The 16,745-nt window shown below is 44.2% G+C and carries 14 protein-coding genes; 9 read left to right on the top strand and 5 right to left on the bottom strand.

Annotation, left to right across the window (positions count from 1 at the left end; all coding sequences use genetic code 11):
- Positions 1-103: 103 nt before the first annotated feature.
- On the top strand, positions 104-1,114 hold the full coding sequence (pyrD, locus tag BMZ28_RS12495) for a quinone-dependent dihydroorotate dehydrogenase (RefSeq protein ID WP_047781333.1): 1,011 nt from the start codon (positions 104-106) through the stop codon (positions 1,112-1,114).
- A 190-nt stretch (positions 1,115-1,304) separates the two neighbouring features.
- Positions 1,305-1,859: a cell division protein ZapC gene (locus BMZ28_RS12490; protein ID WP_047781332.1), complete on the top strand. Its 555-nt coding sequence runs from the start codon at positions 1,305-1,307 to the stop codon at positions 1,857-1,859.
- Positions 1,860-1,877: 18 nt separating this feature from the next.
- Here BMZ28_RS12490 and BMZ28_RS12485 read toward each other — a convergent pair whose 3' ends face one another.
- The gene (locus BMZ28_RS12485; RefSeq protein ID WP_047781331.1) at positions 1,878-2,981 is read right to left on the bottom strand and encodes a YcbX family protein; all 1,104 of its coding nucleotides are present in this window, start codon (positions 2,979-2,981) and stop codon (positions 1,878-1,880) included.
- 211 nt (positions 2,982-3,192) lie between these two features.
- On the opposite strand from BMZ28_RS12485, the gene rlmKL reads away from it, so the two are divergent.
- The 6 genes from rlmKL to BMZ28_RS12455 all read left to right on the top strand — a co-directional run bounded on the left by rlmKL (position 3,193) and on the right by BMZ28_RS12455 (position 11,846).
- Entirely contained in the window at positions 3,193-5,361 is a 2,169-nt protein-coding gene (gene rlmKL, locus BMZ28_RS12480) for a bifunctional 23S rRNA (guanine(2069)-N(7))-methyltransferase RlmK/23S rRNA (guanine(2445)-N(2))-methyltransferase RlmL (RefSeq protein ID WP_074823725.1), read from the top strand.
- Between the two features lie 3 nt (positions 5,362-5,364).
- Entirely contained in the window at positions 5,365-7,269 is a 1,905-nt protein-coding gene (locus tag BMZ28_RS12475) for an ABC transporter ATP-binding protein (RefSeq protein ID WP_047781330.1), read from the top strand.
- 346 nt (positions 7,270-7,615) lie between these two features.
- Positions 7,616-8,818: a membrane integrity-associated transporter subunit PqiA gene (gene pqiA / locus BMZ28_RS12470; protein ID WP_047782669.1), complete on the top strand. Its 1,203-nt coding sequence runs from the start codon at positions 7,616-7,618 to the stop codon at positions 8,816-8,818.
- Positions 8,819-8,829: 11 nt separating this feature from the next.
- Positions 8,830-10,458 carry an intermembrane transport protein PqiB gene (pqiB, locus tag BMZ28_RS12465; RefSeq protein WP_047781329.1) on the top strand — a complete coding sequence of 543 codons (1,629 nt, stop codon included), beginning with the start codon at positions 8,830-8,832 and terminating at the stop codon, positions 10,456-10,458.
- Positions 10,455-11,024, top strand: coding sequence for a membrane integrity-associated transporter subunit PqiC (gene pqiC / locus BMZ28_RS12460; protein WP_047781328.1), 570 nt, complete (start codon positions 10,455-10,457; stop codon positions 11,022-11,024). The genes pqiB and pqiC overlap by 4 nt, the downstream gene beginning before the upstream one ends.
- 72 nt (positions 11,025-11,096) lie before the next feature.
- Entirely contained in the window at positions 11,097-11,846 is a 750-nt protein-coding gene (locus BMZ28_RS12455) for a MipA/OmpV family protein (RefSeq protein ID WP_074823597.1), read from the top strand.
- 387 nt (positions 11,847-12,233) lie between these two features.
- Here BMZ28_RS12455 and BMZ28_RS12450 read toward each other — a convergent pair whose 3' ends face one another.
- Both BMZ28_RS12450 and gapA read right to left on the bottom strand, forming a co-directional pair.
- Positions 12,234-13,106: a D-hexose-6-phosphate mutarotase gene (locus BMZ28_RS12450; RefSeq protein ID WP_074823721.1), complete on the bottom strand. Its 873-nt coding sequence runs from the start codon at positions 13,104-13,106 to the stop codon at positions 12,234-12,236.
- 102 nt (positions 13,107-13,208) lie between these two features.
- Positions 13,209-14,204, bottom strand: coding sequence for a glyceraldehyde-3-phosphate dehydrogenase (gene gapA, locus BMZ28_RS12445; protein ID WP_047781326.1), 996 nt, complete (start codon positions 14,202-14,204; stop codon positions 13,209-13,211).
- A gap of 360 nt (positions 14,205-14,564) precedes the next feature.
- On the opposite strand from gapA, the gene msrB reads away from it, so the two are divergent.
- Positions 14,565-14,972: a peptide-methionine (R)-S-oxide reductase MsrB gene (msrB, locus tag BMZ28_RS12440; RefSeq protein ID WP_074823593.1), complete on the top strand. Its 408-nt coding sequence runs from the start codon at positions 14,565-14,567 to the stop codon at positions 14,970-14,972.
- A 74-nt stretch (positions 14,973-15,046) separates the two neighbouring features.
- Here the strand turns inward: msrB and pncA are convergent, their stop codons facing one another.
- Together pncA and ansA are read right to left on the bottom strand one after the other, a co-directional pair.
- Positions 15,047-15,670: a bifunctional nicotinamidase/pyrazinamidase gene (pncA, locus tag BMZ28_RS12435; RefSeq protein WP_074823590.1), complete on the bottom strand. Its 624-nt coding sequence runs from the start codon at positions 15,668-15,670 to the stop codon at positions 15,047-15,049.
- A gap of 13 nt (positions 15,671-15,683) precedes the next feature.
- Positions 15,684-16,709, bottom strand: coding sequence for an asparaginase (gene ansA, locus BMZ28_RS12430; RefSeq protein ID WP_047781323.1), 1,026 nt, complete (start codon positions 16,707-16,709; stop codon positions 15,684-15,686).
- Positions 16,710-16,745: the final 36 nt, after the last annotated feature.

The following is a 16,745-nucleotide window of genomic DNA, read 5'->3' as shown; positions in this document are numbered from 1 at the left end:
ATTCGCTGCCATTAAACTTAATTTCTGTCATTGATCATTTATTTTAACCACAGATTACTGAATAATGTGCCCCCGGTTGATAGCCGGATTTAAGGAGAGAGTAATGTTCTATCCCTTCATCAGGAAAGCGCTGTTTCAGCTTGATCCTGAACGTGCACATGAATTCACATTTCAGTTGCTTCATCGTATTAATGGTACGCCATTACAATTTCTTATTCGCCAGTCGGTGCCTGATAAACCCGTTACCTGTATGGGACTTACATTTAAGAATCCACTGGGTCTGGCGGCGGGTTTAGATAAGGATGGCGAGTGTATTGATGCATTAGGTGCCATGGGGTTTGGATCGATCGAAGTGGGTACTGTAACTCCGGAACCTCAGCCCGGAAATGATAAGCCACGGTTATTCAGGATCCTACCTGCTGAAGGCTTGATCAACCGAATGGGCTTCAATAATCTCGGCGTTGATAATTTAGTCGAGAATATAAAGAAGAGCCATTTTAATGGCATTATTGGCGTTAATATTGGTAAGAATAAAGTTACCCCGGTAGAACAAGGGAAAGATGACTATTTGATTTGTATGGATAAAGTTTATCCTTACGCGGGTTATATTGCCGTTAATATCTCTTCTCCAAATACACCTGGATTACGTACTCTGCAATATGGTGAAGCATTAGACGATCTATTAATGGCGATTAAGAATAGACAAACTGAATTAGCAAAACGCCATGCTAAATATGTTCCAATTGCCGTTAAGATCGCGCCGGATCTTTCTGAAGAAGAATTGATCCAGATTGCGGATAGTTTAATACGACATAATATTGATGGTGTTATTGCAACAAATACCACGTTAGATAGATCTCTGGTGAATGAATTAATTAATTGCGATCAAATCGGTGGTTTAAGTGGACGTCCTTTACAATTAAAGAGTACTGAAATGATCCACCGTTTAGCGATAGAGTTAAATGGGCGGTTACCTATTATCGGCGTGGGTGGGATCGATTCATTGATCTCCGCCAGAGAAAAGATAGCGGCGGGATCTTCATTAATTCAAATTTATTCCGGCTTTATTTTTAAGGGGCCAGCTTTAGTTAAAGAAATTCTTACTCATATTTAGTTTTATTTATTTTAATTAAGAGCCGGGGGTTTATTTTTTCCTCCGGTTGTTCTATATTTTAATAGTTTGATATTATATTTATCACTTCGGTTATGAATATCTCATTTTTACTACGCTAATAGGCGATATTTAATGTAGCCATAAGCCGTAAAAATACATTCATTTTGTTTTATAGTTTAAGGAAAGAATAATGAGGATTAAGCCAGACGATAACTGGCGCTGGTATTTTGATGAAGAACACGATCGATTGATGTTAGATTTATCTAATGAAATGATTTTTCGTTCGCGTTTTTCTACCAAGATGTTGACGCCTGATGCGTTTACCGAATCCGCATTTTGTGTTGACGATGCCGCGCTATTTTTTGAATTGGAAGAATGCTGCCGTTGCTTGCCTTTAACTAACGATCAGCGTGCAGAGTTAACGCTAAATGCGCTATCGGCTCATCGCTTTCTTAAACCGCTGATGCCTAAAAGCTGGTATTTTGTTCAGCAGGGTGTGGATCTCCAGCCTAAGTGTGGCGACCTGGTAGCCGTTACCCTGATTGAAAATGGTGAAACCGCTATTTTGCTGGTGGTCGATGCCGGTGAGAACGCCAGTCTGTGCCTGGTAGCTCAGTCTTACATGGCGCTCTCTGGTAAATGTCTACAGTTAGGTGATGCGATTAAAGTAATGCATGACAGAATGATGACCGTAGTGATTGAGAATACTGATTCACAAAGCCATTCATTGGCACGAGCCGTATAAATAAACTAGCTTAAATTATTAAGCTAGTTTGATATTGCCTTTAGGTATGCAGCTACAGGCAAGGACAGACCCATCTCTTTTGATTGCCCCTTTTCTTAACGCACTGACTTCCCCTGTTTCCAGCTTGATTCTACAACATCCACAAATACCCGCCCGGCAGGAATAAGGAATCTGGATACCATTTTGTTCCAACTGTTCCAGTAATACCTGTTGATTATTACCGAGGAAAGTATGTTCGCCATAGCTGATAACCACATCTTTGGGCTCAACGCTTTCTTGTTCTATGGTTTCTATTGGTTGACTGGATTTATACACTCTGGCGGGATGGGTTGCCAGAATCTCGATTTTATCCCCCAGTCTTACCACACCACTATTACGGGCAATCAGGTTTTGACCAAAATCAACATCGCCATTTTCCGCAGTTCTAAACTGTTGCAGGGTGCGTAACGGTTCACCTTGAGGATGTTTACGCCCATTTTCAGTGTTTACCGTGGTTAGAATACAGCGGCTACAGGGCTTAACCAGATCGAAAATAACCTCTCCAATACGAATGGTTTGCCAGTTATCTTCGGCAAACGGAGCGGCATCGCGAATAATTAAATTTGGCCGAAATTGCTCAATCACAATATTGCTGGGACAACGAGCTTGTAGTGCCTGAAAAGAGGTTTCATTAATCAACAGATAGGGAAAGCCATCAGCAAATGACAGCGGTGTTTCCGGACGATTTTTTACCCGACGGGTTAGCTCAGGCCCAACCCAACGTAGTTGAACCGTGCGGCGCAGATAGCTGCTGAGCCATTGGTTGATACTTTCTGGGGCAATATGGGCAGAAAAATGATTACCCCAGACTTCCGTGGGTGACATATCAGCAGAGAAGTCGCTAAAAGCGACGGTTTGATGTTGGCCATCAGGGGCAGTGATGGAAATACCGTTAATCAACAGAGCAGGAATAAAACGAACCAACTGCGGATATTGTCGAGCAGTAATAAAAGTCCCGTCAGGATCGGTCACCATAAAAATACGGTCAAAGGCTAAGCCGCTTTCGCCAACCTGAGCATGGGAAAGTTCCAGCCCGCGCATTGATTTAACCGGGTGTACATATAAACGGGAAAGAGTAACCACGCGAAAGCTCCATTGATGACTTAATGAATGTACTGATTTCTGCTGCTAAGGGCTTGGTCTGAGTGAATAAATGGCAGGGTTGCCAGGATCCAGTAACCAGAAAGACCCAACGGATTGGAGAATTCAGTAATAAATAAAGGGTAACTTTATGACAAAGCGCATGGATTGGCTATAATGCAGCACTATTTTTATTATGTGGTGTTATGACGTTATGATCTCTCTGTTTGCCAGTACGGCGCGTGGTCTGGAAGAACTATTAAAAACTGAGCTAGAAGCGCTGGGAGCAAGTGCCTGTAAAGTGGTTCAGGGAGGCGTGCATTTTGAAGGCGACGAACGCCTGATGTATACCAGTTTGCTATGGAGCCGGTTGGCTTCGCGTATTCTTATGCCGTTGAATGAATTCAAAGTATACAGCGATATGGATCTGTATCTTGGGGTGAATGCGATCAATTGGCCAGCGATGTTCGGTGTAGATAAAACCTTCGCGGTTAATTTTACCGGCACTAACGAAGAAATTCGTAATAGCCAATATGGTGCGCTGAAAGTAAAAGATGCGGTGGTTGATAGCTTTACACGTAAGGTTCAGCAGCGTCCGAATGTTGCTAAGCTACAGCCAGATATTCGAATTAATGTTTTCTTGCAGAAAGAGCGAGCCAGCGTTGCTATCGACTTAAGCGGCGATGGATTACATCAACGTGGTTATCGTGATGCTGCGGGGCTGGCGCCGTTAAAAGAGAATTTGGCGGCGGCGATTGTGATGCGTTCTGGCTGGCAGCCGGAAACGCCGATGGTTGATCCGATGTGTGGTTCAGGTACGTTGTTGATTGAAGCGGCTATGATGGCTGCTGATATTGCACCAGGTCTGCGTCGGGATTACTGGGGCTTTAATCAGTGGCTGGGTCATAACGCGGAACTATGGCGTGAGTTATTAGCAGAAGCTCAGGTTAGGGCGAGCCGTGGGGTCAATAACACCCAATCTCGTTTTTATGGCTATGACCACGATCGTCGAGTGATTGAAATTGCTAAAGTCAATGCGCGTCGGGCTGGCGTTGCCAGTTTAATCCATTTTGAAACGCAAGAACTAACACGTCTGGTCAATCCATTACCTGCGGGAACGCACGGTACGGTATTGAGCAACCCTCCTTATGGTGAACGTTTGGACAGTGAACCGGCATTGATTGCTTTGCACAGTGCCCTTGGCCAAATCATGAAACGTGATTTTGGTGGTTGGAATCTTTCACTGTTTAGTGCTTCACCGGACTTACTTAGCTGTTTGCAGTTGCGAGCGGGACGTCAGTTTAAAGCGAAGAATGGCCCTCTGGATTGCGTACAGAAAAATTATCAGTTGTCGGAGAATATGCGCCAAGGTGCTGACAGTCAGGAGAATAAGATTGCTGGACATGAACAGCCTCCTGAACAATCGGTGCAGATCGCCGCTGACTTCGCTAATCGCCTGCGTAAAAATGTCAAAAAATTGGACAAGTGGGCGAAACAAGAAGGTATTGAATGTTACCGTCTGTATGATGCTGATTTACCAGAATATAATTTAGCATTGGACCGCTATGGCAGTAAGTATGTGTTGCAGGAATATGCTCCACCGAAAAGTGTCGATCCGCAAAAAGCTCGCCAACGTTTGTTTGATGCGATTAACGCCACGCTGGCGGTGTTAAATTTACCGGCCAGCGCGCTGATCCTTAAAGTGCGTGAAAAGCAAAAAGGCAAAAGCCAATATGAAAAACTGGCGCAAAAAGGTGAATTTTTCCTGGTTAACGAATTTGGCACTAAACTGTGGGTGAATCTGACCGACTATTTGGATACCGGACTGTTCCTCGATCATCGTATTGCGCGTCGTATGCTAGGACAGATGTGTAAGAATAAAGATTTTCTGAATCTTTTTGCCTATACCGGTTCTGCCAGCGTGCATGCGGGTGTCGGAGGTGCGCGCAGTACCACTACGGTTGATATGTCGCGTACTTATCTGGAGTGGGCAGAGCGCAATCTGCGGGCGAATGACCTGACAGGCCGACAGCATCGTCTGATTCAGGCTGACTGTTTAGGCTGGATGAACCAGACAAATGAACAGTTTGACGTGATTTTTATTGATCCTCCTACGTTCTCTAACTCCAAGCGTATGGAGAATAGCTTTGACGTTCAGCGCGATCATTTAGCGCTCATGACCGATCTAAAGAGAATGCTACGCCCGCGGGGAACCATCATGTTCTCAAACAATAAGCGTGGTTTTAAGATGGATCTAGACGGCTTAGCCAAATTAGGGTTAACGGCGCAAGAGATATCAGAAAAAACGCTGTCTACCGATTTTGCTCGTAACCGACAAATCCATAATTGCTGGCTGTTAAGCCATGCTAATGAAGGTAAGTAACCGATGTCTTTAATTAATATGTCCGGCGCATGGCTGTCATTTAGCGATGCGCCTTTACTGGATAACACTGAACTGCATATTGAACCCAATGAGCGGGTTTGTCTGGTTGGCCGTAACGGAGCTGGAAAATCTACCCTGTTGAAGATTCTCAACAAGGAGTTACCGTTGGATGATGGCCAGTTGATATTTGAACAAGATCTGGTGGTTTCTCGCCTGCAACAGGATCCTCCGCGTAATGTTGCGGGAAGTGTGTTTGATTTTGTGGCCGAAGGAGTAGAGAAGCAGGCTGGGCAATTAAAAGAGTATTATCATCTGTCCCAGATCATCGGGCAGGATCCCAGCGAACAGAATCTGAACAAACTGGCTGTCTTACAGGAAGAACTGGATCATCAGGGAGCTTGGCTGATCGATAGCCGAATAAGAAGCGTGTTGGCTAAGTTAGAGCTATCGGCTGATGCGTTGCTCTCTTCGCTGTCGGGCGGTTGGTTACGTAAAGCTGCACTGGCCCGAGCACTGGTTTCTGAACCTGATGTTTTATTGCTGGATGAACCGACTAACCATTTGGATATTGAAACGATCTCGTGGTTAGAAGAATTTCTGAAAGAGTATCAGGGCAGCATTATTTTTATTTCCCATGACCGTTCATTTATTCGCAATATGGCAACGCGCATTGTCGATCTGGATCGCGGCAAGCTGGTGTCATGGCCAGGTAACTACGATCTTTATCTTCAAGGTAAAGAAGAAGCGTTACGAGTCGAGGAGCTACAAAATGCCGAATTCGATCGTCGCTTAGCGCAGGAAGAGGTTTGGATCCGCCAAGGGATTAAGGCGCGTCGAACGCGTAATGAAGGCCGCGTTAGGGCATTAAAAGCGATGCGTAATGAGCACGCAGCGCGTCGTACCACTATGGGTACGGCAAAAATGCAAGCGGAAGAGTCCCTGCGCTCCGGAAAAATTATTTTTGAGCTGGAGAACGTTAGCTATAGCGTTGGTGGAAAAACGTTGGTCAAAGACTTCTCTGTTCAGGTGCTACGCGGTGACAAAATTGCCCTGATTGGACCGAACGGTTGTGGTAAAACCACCTTATTAAAATTAATGCTACAACAGTTAAAACCTGACAGTGGTACAGTGAGTGGTGGTACCAAACTCGAGGTGGCCTATTTCGATCAGCATCGGGCTGAATTGGATCCGGATAAAACCGTGATTGATAATCTGGCAGATGGCAAACAGGAAGTAATGGTTAATGGCCGTTCACGCCATGTATTGGGTTATCTACAGGACTTCTTGTTCCATCCTAAACGGGCCATGACGCCAGTGAGGGCTTTATCCGGTGGGGAAAGAAATCGACTGTTGTTAGCTCGTTTATTTTTAAAACCGAGTAATTTACTGATTCTGGATGAACCAACTAACGATCTTGATATCGAAACACTGGAGCTATTGGAAGAACTGCTGAATGATTATACCGGTACCGTGTTGCTGGTTAGTCACGATAGGCAATTTGTTGATAACTCAGTGACCGATTGTTGGATTTTTGAAGGTCAGGGCGTGATAAAACAGTATGTTGGTGGGTATTTTGACGCTCATCATCAACAGGCCAATGTGCAAACGTTGAAGGCTCCAGCTTTCGCGGAAGAGGCTAAGCCTGTCGTTCAAAAAAATGAAGAGAAAAAGCGTACGGCCAGTAAGCTAAGCTATAACCAACAGCGTGAGTTGGAAGGGCTACCGGCTAAAATTGAGCAGTTGGAAGCTCAGGTTGCTACATTACAGGCTCAGGTTGGTGATGCTTCATTTTTTAATCAGTCTCATGAAGTAACACAAAAGACATTGATGGATTTAGCGACGGCAGAGAAGGCGTTTGAAGATGCTTTTCTCCGCTGGGAAGAGCTTGAATCGCAGAAAAATGGTTAATAAGCGCGTATTGAAATGTCACATTAGCAAATAGATACGGCGGTGACGGTAGCGCTCAAAGCTAATGAAAGCGTTTAATATTGTGTTACACCTATCATTCTTGGTGATGTGTGATGAAATAAATTACACATCACCAGTCTTGGTATTTTCATTTAATCGTATTAATTTGTTCGTAAATGATGGATTCTCTTTCTGACAATAAAAGGTGGTAGTTATGTGTACAGATGCAGGCTGTTCTCATGCATCGCTGCCACGGGCGGATGTTAAGCAAACTGGCAGTGGAAAGCCGCATGCAGTAGTGGAAGAAAAAACGGACAAGCTGGTTTTATGCCCACAGTGTGATTTGATGGTGCAACTGCCGGATATTCAAGAAGGGGATAAGGCCGTTTGTCCTCGCTGCCACACTACGCTCAGTGCTCGGTGGGTTGAGCCAGTATTACAACCTGTTACCTGTGCGGCCAGTGCCCTGATTATGATGTTATTTGCCAATTTATTTCCGTTTATCAATATGCGGGTATCCGGCATTTATAATCAGATTCGATTGATTGAGATCCCTCAAGCGATGGTCAGCGACGATTATGCTAGCTTGGCCACACTATTCGTTATTTTTGTGCAACTGATACCCGCATTTTGTATGGTGGCGATTATCCTGTTGTGCCTTAAGGTGAAGCTGCCTTATCGCTTAAAAGTGATGATGGGGCGGATGATTTATCAGGCTAAAGTCTGGTGCATGGTTGAGATATTTTTAGTCGGCGTCTTGGTGAGTTTCGTTAAGTTAATGGCTTACGGTGATATTGGTATCGGCGCCAGTTTTATACCCTATTGTTTGTTTTGTTTACTGCAGGTAAGAGCATTTCAGTGTTTGGATCGTTATTGGCTTTGGCAGAATATTCAGTCGCCTCCTCCTTTAACCAAAACACCTCAAGTTGGCCTGTCTGGCTTAGAGCAAGGTTTGCGCTCTTGTCCATGTTGTATGGCGATTCTACCCGCAGAGGAAACTAAGTGTCCACGTTGTCATACCGTTGCACATGCTCGGCGTGCCAATAGCTTGCAGTGGACTCTCGCGTTATTGCTAACCTCGGTTATTATTTATATTCCGGCCAATATATTACCGATAATGGTGACCGAAGTACTGGGAAATCCATCAGCATCCAACATTATGTCCGGAGTTATTTTATTGTGGCAGGATGGTTCATATCCGGTTGCCTTGGTGATATTTATTGCCAGTATTATGGTGCCTACTTTGAAGATTCTGGCCATTGCCTGGCTTTGCTATGACGCATCGGATAAAGGAAAGTCAAACAATCATCTCGATCGGGAAAAGATGCATTTTATTTATGAAATTGTTGAATTCGTTGGTCGTTGGTCAATGATCGATGTATTTGTGATCGGTGTATTATCTGCACTGGTTCGTATGGGAAAATTGATGAGTGTTTATCCAGATGTTGGTGCAATACTGTTTGCGATGGTGGTTATTTTGACCATGTTTGCGGCTATGATGTTTGATCCCCGTCTTTTGTGGGATCGTAATAAAGTGACTAATAAATAAGGAGCCTGATTGTGCAGGATAATTATCAGGACGTAGCAAAAATTGAAAAAATAAAGCGCTGGTCGCCGGTGTGGATCATTCCTATTGTCACCGTACTTATTGGTGCATGGATTCTGTTTTACCATTTTAGTACACAAGGGCCAAAGGTCACCTTAATTGCGGTATCTGCTGAAGGTATTGATGCGGGAAAAACGGCCATCAAAAGCCGTAACGTTGATATCGGGATGGTAGAAACGGTTAACTTAAGTGAGGACTTAAAGCAGGTTATTATCACGGCTCGCCTCCATGATGGTATGGAAAAACTACTGAACAAAGGTTCGGTATTTTGGGTTGTGAAGCCACAGATTGGTCGAGAAGGGGTCTCGGGTTTAAGCACGCTGTTATCCGGTGCGTATATTGAATTATTACCGGGGCAGGATAAGCAGGTAGAAAACGAATTTACTCTGCAAGACGCTGCTCCTTTAGCCTCTTCAGATACCAAAGGTTTGCGTATTGAACTGGAAAGTAAACAACCCAGTCGCCTGAATGCCGGTGATCCGGTGCTGTTTCGTGGTTTTCGCGTAGGGACCGTTGAAAGCAGCGAGTTTGACGCTAAAGAGCGTGTGATGCGCTATAAGCTGTTTATTATGGACGCTTATCGTGGTCTGGTGACCAGCAACGTGCGTTTTTGGCAAGATAGCGGTATTGCATTTGATATGTCATCTCAGGGGGTTCGGGTTGAGATGGCTTCACTGGATACGTTAGTGACCGGTGGAGTCAGTTTTGATTTACCAAACGGCTGGTCGATGGGCGATCCGGTAAAAGACTTGGATGAATTTGAGCTTTATGCCGATCAGAAAAGCATCCAGGAATCGTTATATACCCGACATGAAGATTTCTTACTCTATTTTGAAGATTCTATTCGCGGTCTGATTCCCGGCGCTCCGGTCGAGTTTCGTGGTATCAGAGTGGGTACGGTTTCGGAAGTGCCGTTCTATATGCCTGAATTGAAAATGACCAAGAATAAGAACTACTACGTTCCGGTGTTAATTCGTATTGAACCGGATAGAATTCAGAATCGTTTTGGCAAAGATTTCGATCTGAAGGCTCATTTACTTTCCTCAGTCACTGATAACGGGCTAAGAGCATCATTAAAGACGGGCAACTTGTTAACCGGTTCTCTGTTTGTCGATTTGGATTTCTATCCTGATGCTAAACCGTGGAAAGGGCCGAAAGAGGTTTACGGACATCCATTGATTCCATCGGTAAGTGGTGGGTTGACCGAAATTCAAAAACGTCTGATGCAGGTTTTGGATAAAGTTAATAATATGCCGGTTGAGCCAATGTTGGCTGAAATGACGCAGACATTGAAAGAAACCCGCAAAACTATGGCTAGCTTGAATGCTATTCTTTCCAGTAAAGAAACCAATAACTTACCGAAAGATATGCAGAAAACGCTTAATGAACTGAATCGCAGTTTGAAAGGATTCCAACCGGGATCGACAGCATACAGTTCTATGGTTTCTGATATGCAGCGTCTCGAACAGGTGATGCGCGAATTACAGCCTATCTTGCAGAAATTAAACCAAAAGAGTAATGCACTGGTATTCGAAGCGCCAAGTGCTAATGATCCTCAGCCCAAAAAGGCCAATAGCAAATGATGAAAAAGAATATTATAGCCATTGCGCTGCTATTAAGTGCTTGTAGCAGTCAGACTCAGGTATCTTATTATCAACTGCCAGCGGTTGCGGCTAAAACAAACAGCGTAGCTGAAATTGCGGTTAATTCCGGTAAGCAGCTTTGGATTGAAAATGTCACTGTTGCGGACTTCTTGACCGGAACTGGCATTGCTTATCAGACCAGCGATGTAAAATACACGATTGCTAATAATAACTTATGGGGCAGTGGCCTTGAGCAACAGCTAAAACAATCGTTGACCAATAATCTGAACGCGCTACTTAGCGGATGGATTGTATCCGCTCAGCCGATTGGTGGTAGTAGCGATATGGATATTTTACGCGTCACGATTAATGGTTTCCATGGTCGTTATGATGGATATGCTGTGGTCAACGGTTACTGGATATTGCAGCGCGGTGAACAAATTACTCGTAGGCCGTTTGATATTGAGATGCCATTACAAAAAGATGGCTATGATGAGCTAGTGCATACCTTAGCTAAGGCTTGGCAGCAGGAAGCTGAAGCTATTGCTAAGTCATTAAACAATTAATGGAAAGTAATTAAGATAGTAACGTAATGGTTAGTGTGATTGTTTGCGTTACTGAAACAAACGGAGATAGTAATGAGATCGAGTAATGTTTTTTTAAGTTCGTGTGTATTGGGAATGGTTTTGGTAGCGCCGGCTGCAAATGCGGATACATGGTCATTAGGGGCCAGTGCGGCTATTGAAATGTATCCTTATAAAGATGTTGATAACGACGTTTTACCGTTTCCAATGATCGGTTATGAAGGGGATAATTTCTTCTTCCGCGGCGCTGTTGCTGGCACCTATCTTTGGAAAGATGCAGAAAACCAACTGTCTCTGGATGTTTATTATTCACCTTTGCATTTTCGCCCAAGTAAAAGTGATGACCACCAGATGAAACAGCTGGATAAGCGCCGTTCCACGATGATGGGTGGAATAGGATATAAGCATATTGCTGATTGGGGTATTCTCCGTACCTCTATTGCTGCTGATATGCTGAATACCAGTAATGGATTACGTGCTGAAGGTGCGTATTTATACGCTTTCAATATTGATAACCTGAAGTTGACACCGGGAGTAGGTGTTAGTTGGTATAGCAGTAACTTTAATGATTACTACTATGGTATTTCAGGGCATGAATCTCGCCGTAGCGGTCTGGAACAATATAATGCGGGTAGCAGCTGGTCTCCTTACGCTGAATTAACTGCGAATTATCGCTTTAACCCGAACTGGAGTGCATTTGCCACTGCGCGATATACGCGTTTAGACAGTGAAGTAAAAGATAGCCCAATGGTTGATAAGTCATATACCGCCTTGATCGCTACCGGTATTACTTATACTTTCTAAAAGATTAAAGCTGACTTGTTTATCGTTGAGGCTGATTTATCTGTTATGTGGATTGGTTAAGACCATGTGATGAGTGAGTTTTGTCTTTTTCCCTTTCTATTGAGCGCTGGAATTCAGCCGACAACTGAGAGAGGGAGCACATCCAGCAAGGATGCAGGATGAGGCGCTGCTTCGTCAGGAACGAATCAGCGCCGGTGCGTTAACCCGAGCGAAGGCGGAGGGGAGTTGCGCAGCGACCTGGATTCGGGGGCGAAGGCGTGGAGTGCAGAGGCGCTCGCCTTAGCGCCTCTGCTCGGCCACGGACACCTATGTTGATTTATTCTCTGTACTAATAGCGGCCGAAATTTTCGCTGTTATTAATTTTAACTGACAAGCATTTCAACCCAATTAATTCCTACGACATAAAATAATCGATGACAGGCGCTGTGGTCTATCATTACGCACATCCACAGGATTACTAACGCTGGCAGTTTCTACACAAACCATGGTTTTATATCCGTCATTTTCCATATCACTCATGCCACTGGCACCTTCTGCGCCGGGATTCCAGGTAACAACATCAGTCGCATTGCGGTGATGAATTTCAATGGAACGGCCAGCAACGGGATCCTGAATCAGGCTGACGGATTCTGGCTGAGTATAAATGCGATCGATGGGGCCGTTAAAGGTTAACGCCTTCTCAGTGGAATCATGTTCACCACCAATCACTTTATCCATGTAGTGACCACCCAAGCCTGAAACATTAACCTGGCTAATATCGGCAATGTTCAAATAGGTATGCAAAGCGCAAGTGACAGGATAATCACCGTGAGATTCCAACTCGATTTCGCAGGTGGTGTTGATTTTTATTCGCGCGATTAAACGAAATGCATAAGGCCATATTTGGCGGGTATGTGGATTATCTTCCAGTGAAAACGTCAACCAGACGCCATCTTCATTTTCACTGTGCTCAGTTAATTGCCAAAGCTCATTTCTGGCAAAGCCATGAGAAGGCGTCCCTGCTTTGCCAAACCAAGGCCAACAAATAGGAACGCCACCGCGAATAGCGGCACCGGTTTTAAACTGGCTGGATTGACTTAGCCATATGACAGGCATTTCACCCTTGGGCTGCCACGATAGCAGATGCGCGCCTTGTAGAGCGATAGCCGCAGTTGCTTTTGGATGGTTAATCACGATGATGGATAAATCATCTTTTTTGCGTAGCGTTAGAGAAGGTGTGAGTTGTTGTTCTATTGGTAGAGAGAAAAGAGAGTCTGACATAGCGTTGGCCTTTTTATCATACTTGAATTGCAGCATAGTATAGCGCCAATAAAAAGGGCAGCGGTTAAGCTGCCCTCTTAAAATCAGATGTGACTCACTATCTTATTTAGATACGTGAGCAATCAGGTCTAATACTTTGTTTGAATAACCGATTTCGTTATCGTACCAAGCAACAATTTTCACGAAGTTATCGTTTAAAGAGATACCGGCTTTAGCATCAAATACAGAAGTGCATTTTTCGCCTAAGAAGTCAGTTGAAACTACGTCGTCTTCGGTATAACCCAGCACGCCTTTCAATGGACCTTCAGCAGCGGCTTTCATGGCTTCACAGATTGCTTTGTAAGAAGCTGGTTTCTCGATACGAGCAGTTAAGTCAACAACAGAAACGTCTGGAGTTGGAACGCGGAACGCCATACCTGTTAATTTACCGTTCAGAGCAGGAATAACTTTACCTACTGCTTTAGCTGCACCGGTAGATGAAGGGATAATGTTCTGAGCTGCACCGCGGCCGCCGCGCCAATCTTTGTGAGATGGGCCATCAACAGTTTTCTGAGTAGCAGTTGTTGCGTGTACAGTGGTCATTAACGCTTCAACAATGCCGAACTTATCGTTCAGTACTTTAGCAACAGGTGCCAGGCAGTTAGTGGTACAAGATGCGTTAGAAACGATATCCTGACCAGCGTAAGTTGAATCATTCACGCCCATAACGAACATTGGTGTGTCGTCTTTAGAAGGACCGGTTAACACAACTTTCTTCGCGCCAGCAGTGATGTGCTTACGAGCGGTAGCATCGTCAAGGAACAGGCCAGTTGCTTCAGCAACAACGTCAACACCAATTTCGTTCCATTTCAGGTTTGCTGGATCTCTTTCAGCAGTCACGCGAATTTTTTTACCATTAACGACTAAGTGACCGTCTTTCACTTCAACGGTACCTTTGAAACGGCCGTGAGTTGAATCGTACTTCAGCATGTATGCCATGTACTCAGCATCGAGCAAGTCGTTAATTCCAACGATTTCAATGTCAGTGCGCTCTTGTGCAGCACGGAATACGAAGCGACCGATACGGCCAAAACCGTTAATACCTACTTTGATAGTCATATTGTTCCACCAGCTTGTTTGTTAGTGAATGAAGTGAATTTCATAACCTACCAGTAAAATTACAAAAACCTTGCAAAACGTCAAGCGGAATCGTGTCAATCATTGTTAGCAATCACAAAAAAAATGCTAAATCACTATGCAGTAGACACAAAGAACTGCTGTTTTTTTGTACTTTAATGGTGGTTCATCGGGTGCCGATTCGATAATTATAACCCTTTTCAGGGGGAATTTGGTAATTATTGGTGGTGGATGGCAATGAATGACGTTTTAGTGAATAAATTCCCTGCTTCGTTGTTAATTTATTGTTATAATTGGCGCGGAAATTAATTTTTTGCCCGCATGCAGGTATAGGGGAAATATATGGCTAACAAATTGAATAATAAAGTTAACCAGCTGACAGAGCTACAACGGTTCGTTACGCAGGATCGAGGAACAGAATCACCCTATACAGGGCATCTTTTACATAATAAAAAGTTAGGGACTTACTATTGTATTTGCTGTGATTCTCCACTTTTTTATTCTGATACTAAATTTGATTCTGGCTGTGGCTGGCCGAGTTTCTTTCAGGCTATTTCACCGGAGGCTGTTCGTTATCTTGATGATAACTCTCATAATATGCATCGAGTGGAAATTCGTTGTGGCCATTGTGATGCCCATTTAGGACACGTGTTTCCAGATGGACCTCCGCCAACTGGAAAACGTTACTGTATCAACTCTGCATCGATGAAATTTGTTGATGAACAAACCGGAGAAGAGAGTATTGGCTGATTTTTAGCGAATAATTAACAAAAACGATTCAGCAAGAAACGGTGTTTTTTCATTAACGCTAAAGAATCCTTGAATTAAAGCTGCTGTAGCTGAATGATTTTTGCGCCTTGCTCCATCATATCTGTCAGGGCTTGTTCACTATCGGTTGGCTGTAGATTAACGCCTCGACAGCCGGCAGCGAGAACTTCAACTTGATAACCTAATTCCAGACCATCGAGAACGGTGAATTTAACACAGTAATCAGTGGCTAATCCCATAATAACCAGTTGACGGATATTCTGTTCCGTTAGCCAGTCATGGAGTGGTGTGGAGGAGCGTTTATCATTGTCAAAGAAGGCGCTATAGCTATCCGTTTCGCTATTTTGACCTTTATAGATCAAGGTGGTTATCTGCTGTTGTTCGAGTTTTTCATGTAAAGATGCGCCATGGGTATTTTGAACGCAGTGTACCGGCCACCATATTTGAGGCAAGCCGTTCAGCAAGCCTGACTCTCCGATTTGGCCGCCAGAATTAACGGCAAAACTTTTGTGATTTGCCGGATGCCAATCAAGAGTGGCAATAATTGGCCAGCCACGCTGATGAAAAACATGGATAGCTTGATTGGCGACATGAATAACCTCATCGCCATCAGGAACGGCTAATGCGCCATTCAGGCAAAAATCATGTTGTAGGTCAACCAGAAGCAAGGCCTTCTTCATTGTCACTCCTAAATTATTCATTTTCTGTTAATTCACCGCACAGGTTTTTTTGCATCAGTGACCGTACTTCGCTAACCGGTAAGTTCTGACTTAACAGAAAATGTAGTTTGGTTAGGGCTGCTTCAACAGTCATATCAAATCCACTGATCACACCTGCGTGAGATAGGGCATTACCCGTCGCATAGTCATCCATATTAACCCGACCGGACAGGCATTGTGTCAGATTAACCACGATAATATCCCGTTGAGCAGCATCGCGGAGTTCTTCGAGTAAATCCGGACGTTGTGGCGCATTGCCAACGCCATATGAGCGCAAAATTAAGGCCTTAACCGGTTGGCGTAGAAAATTGCTGATAATTTCCGCCGAAATACCCGGATAGATAGTGATAACGCCGATCGGTTGAGGCGCAATAGGATGAATCTTAAAGGCACCAGAATGGACAAATGGGTCTGGTGAGGCGATGCGTTTTATATGAATACCGGCTTCAAGTAAAGCAGGATAATTCGGTGAAGCAAAGGCGTCAAAGCCGTCGGCGTGAACTTTCGTGGTGCGGTTGCCGCGAAATAGTTTGTTATTGAAAAACAGACAAACTTCGTTAATAGGATAATTAGCGGCAACGTAGAGCGCGTTGAGCAAATTGGTTTGCCCATCCGACCTCAGTTCAGCTAATGGAATTTGTGAGCCAGTGACGATAACGGGCTTCCCAAGATTCTCCAGCATAAACGAGAGGGCTGAGGCGGTGAAAGCCATGGTATCGGTGCCGTGTAGAATGACAAAACCATCATAACGTTGATAGTTCTGATAAATATCATCAGCAATATTTTGCCAGTCTTGCGGGGTCATATCTGAAGAATCAATCAGTGGATGATATTCGTTAATCACAAATTCAGGCATCTCGTCCCGATGGAACTCAGGCATTTGGGCCAACTGCTGCTGTAGATGGCCAGAGACGGGAATATAGCCATGCTTAGAACGGTGCATGCCAATAGTGCCGCCAGTATAGGAAACGTAAATCGATTTCTTTTGCTTATTTTGCATGAGTATTCAAATCGCTTACCGGAAGGGATTTTCATT

The organism is Pragia fontium DSM 5563 = ATCC 49100, assembly GCF_900112475.1.
GTDB classification, from domain to species: domain Bacteria; phylum Pseudomonadota; class Gammaproteobacteria; order Enterobacterales; family Enterobacteriaceae; genus Pragia; species Pragia fontium.
This window is presented reverse-complemented; position numbering and strand designations above follow the sequence as displayed.

Bases quoted from the DNA above. Each gene is read 5' to 3' on its own strand.
- pqiC (WP_047781328.1), top strand. From the start codon at position 10,455: ATGATGAAAAAGAATATTATAGCCATTGCGCTGCTATTAAGTGCTTGT.
- pyrD (WP_047781333.1), top strand. From the start codon at position 104: ATGTTCTATCCCTTCATCAGGAAAGCGCTGTTTCAGCTTGATCCTGAA.
- pncA (WP_074823590.1), bottom strand. From the start codon at position 15,670: ATGAAGAAGGCCTTGCTTCTGGTTGACCTACAACATGATTTTTGCCTG.
- BMZ28_RS12475 (WP_047781330.1), top strand. From the start codon at position 5,365: ATGTCTTTAATTAATATGTCCGGCGCATGGCTGTCATTTAGCGATGCG.
- BMZ28_RS12490 (WP_047781332.1), top strand. From the start codon at position 1,305: ATGAGGATTAAGCCAGACGATAACTGGCGCTGGTATTTTGATGAAGAA.
- BMZ28_RS12455 (WP_074823597.1), top strand. From the start codon at position 11,097: ATGAGATCGAGTAATGTTTTTTTAAGTTCGTGTGTATTGGGAATGGTT.
- ansA (WP_047781323.1), bottom strand. From the start codon at position 16,709: ATGCAAAATAAGCAAAAGAAATCGATTTACGTTTCCTATACTGGCGGC.
- rlmKL (WP_074823725.1), top strand. From the start codon at position 3,193: ATGATCTCTCTGTTTGCCAGTACGGCGCGTGGTCTGGAAGAACTATTA.
- pqiA (WP_047782669.1), top strand. From the start codon at position 7,616: ATGGTGCAACTGCCGGATATTCAAGAAGGGGATAAGGCCGTTTGTCCT.
- gapA (WP_047781326.1), bottom strand. From the start codon at position 14,204: ATGACTATCAAAGTAGGTATTAACGGTTTTGGCCGTATCGGTCGCTTC.
- BMZ28_RS12450 (WP_074823721.1), bottom strand. From the start codon at position 13,106: ATGTCAGACTCTCTTTTCTCTCTACCAATAGAACAACAACTCACACCT.
- msrB (WP_074823593.1), top strand. From the start codon at position 14,565: ATGGCTAACAAATTGAATAATAAAGTTAACCAGCTGACAGAGCTACAA.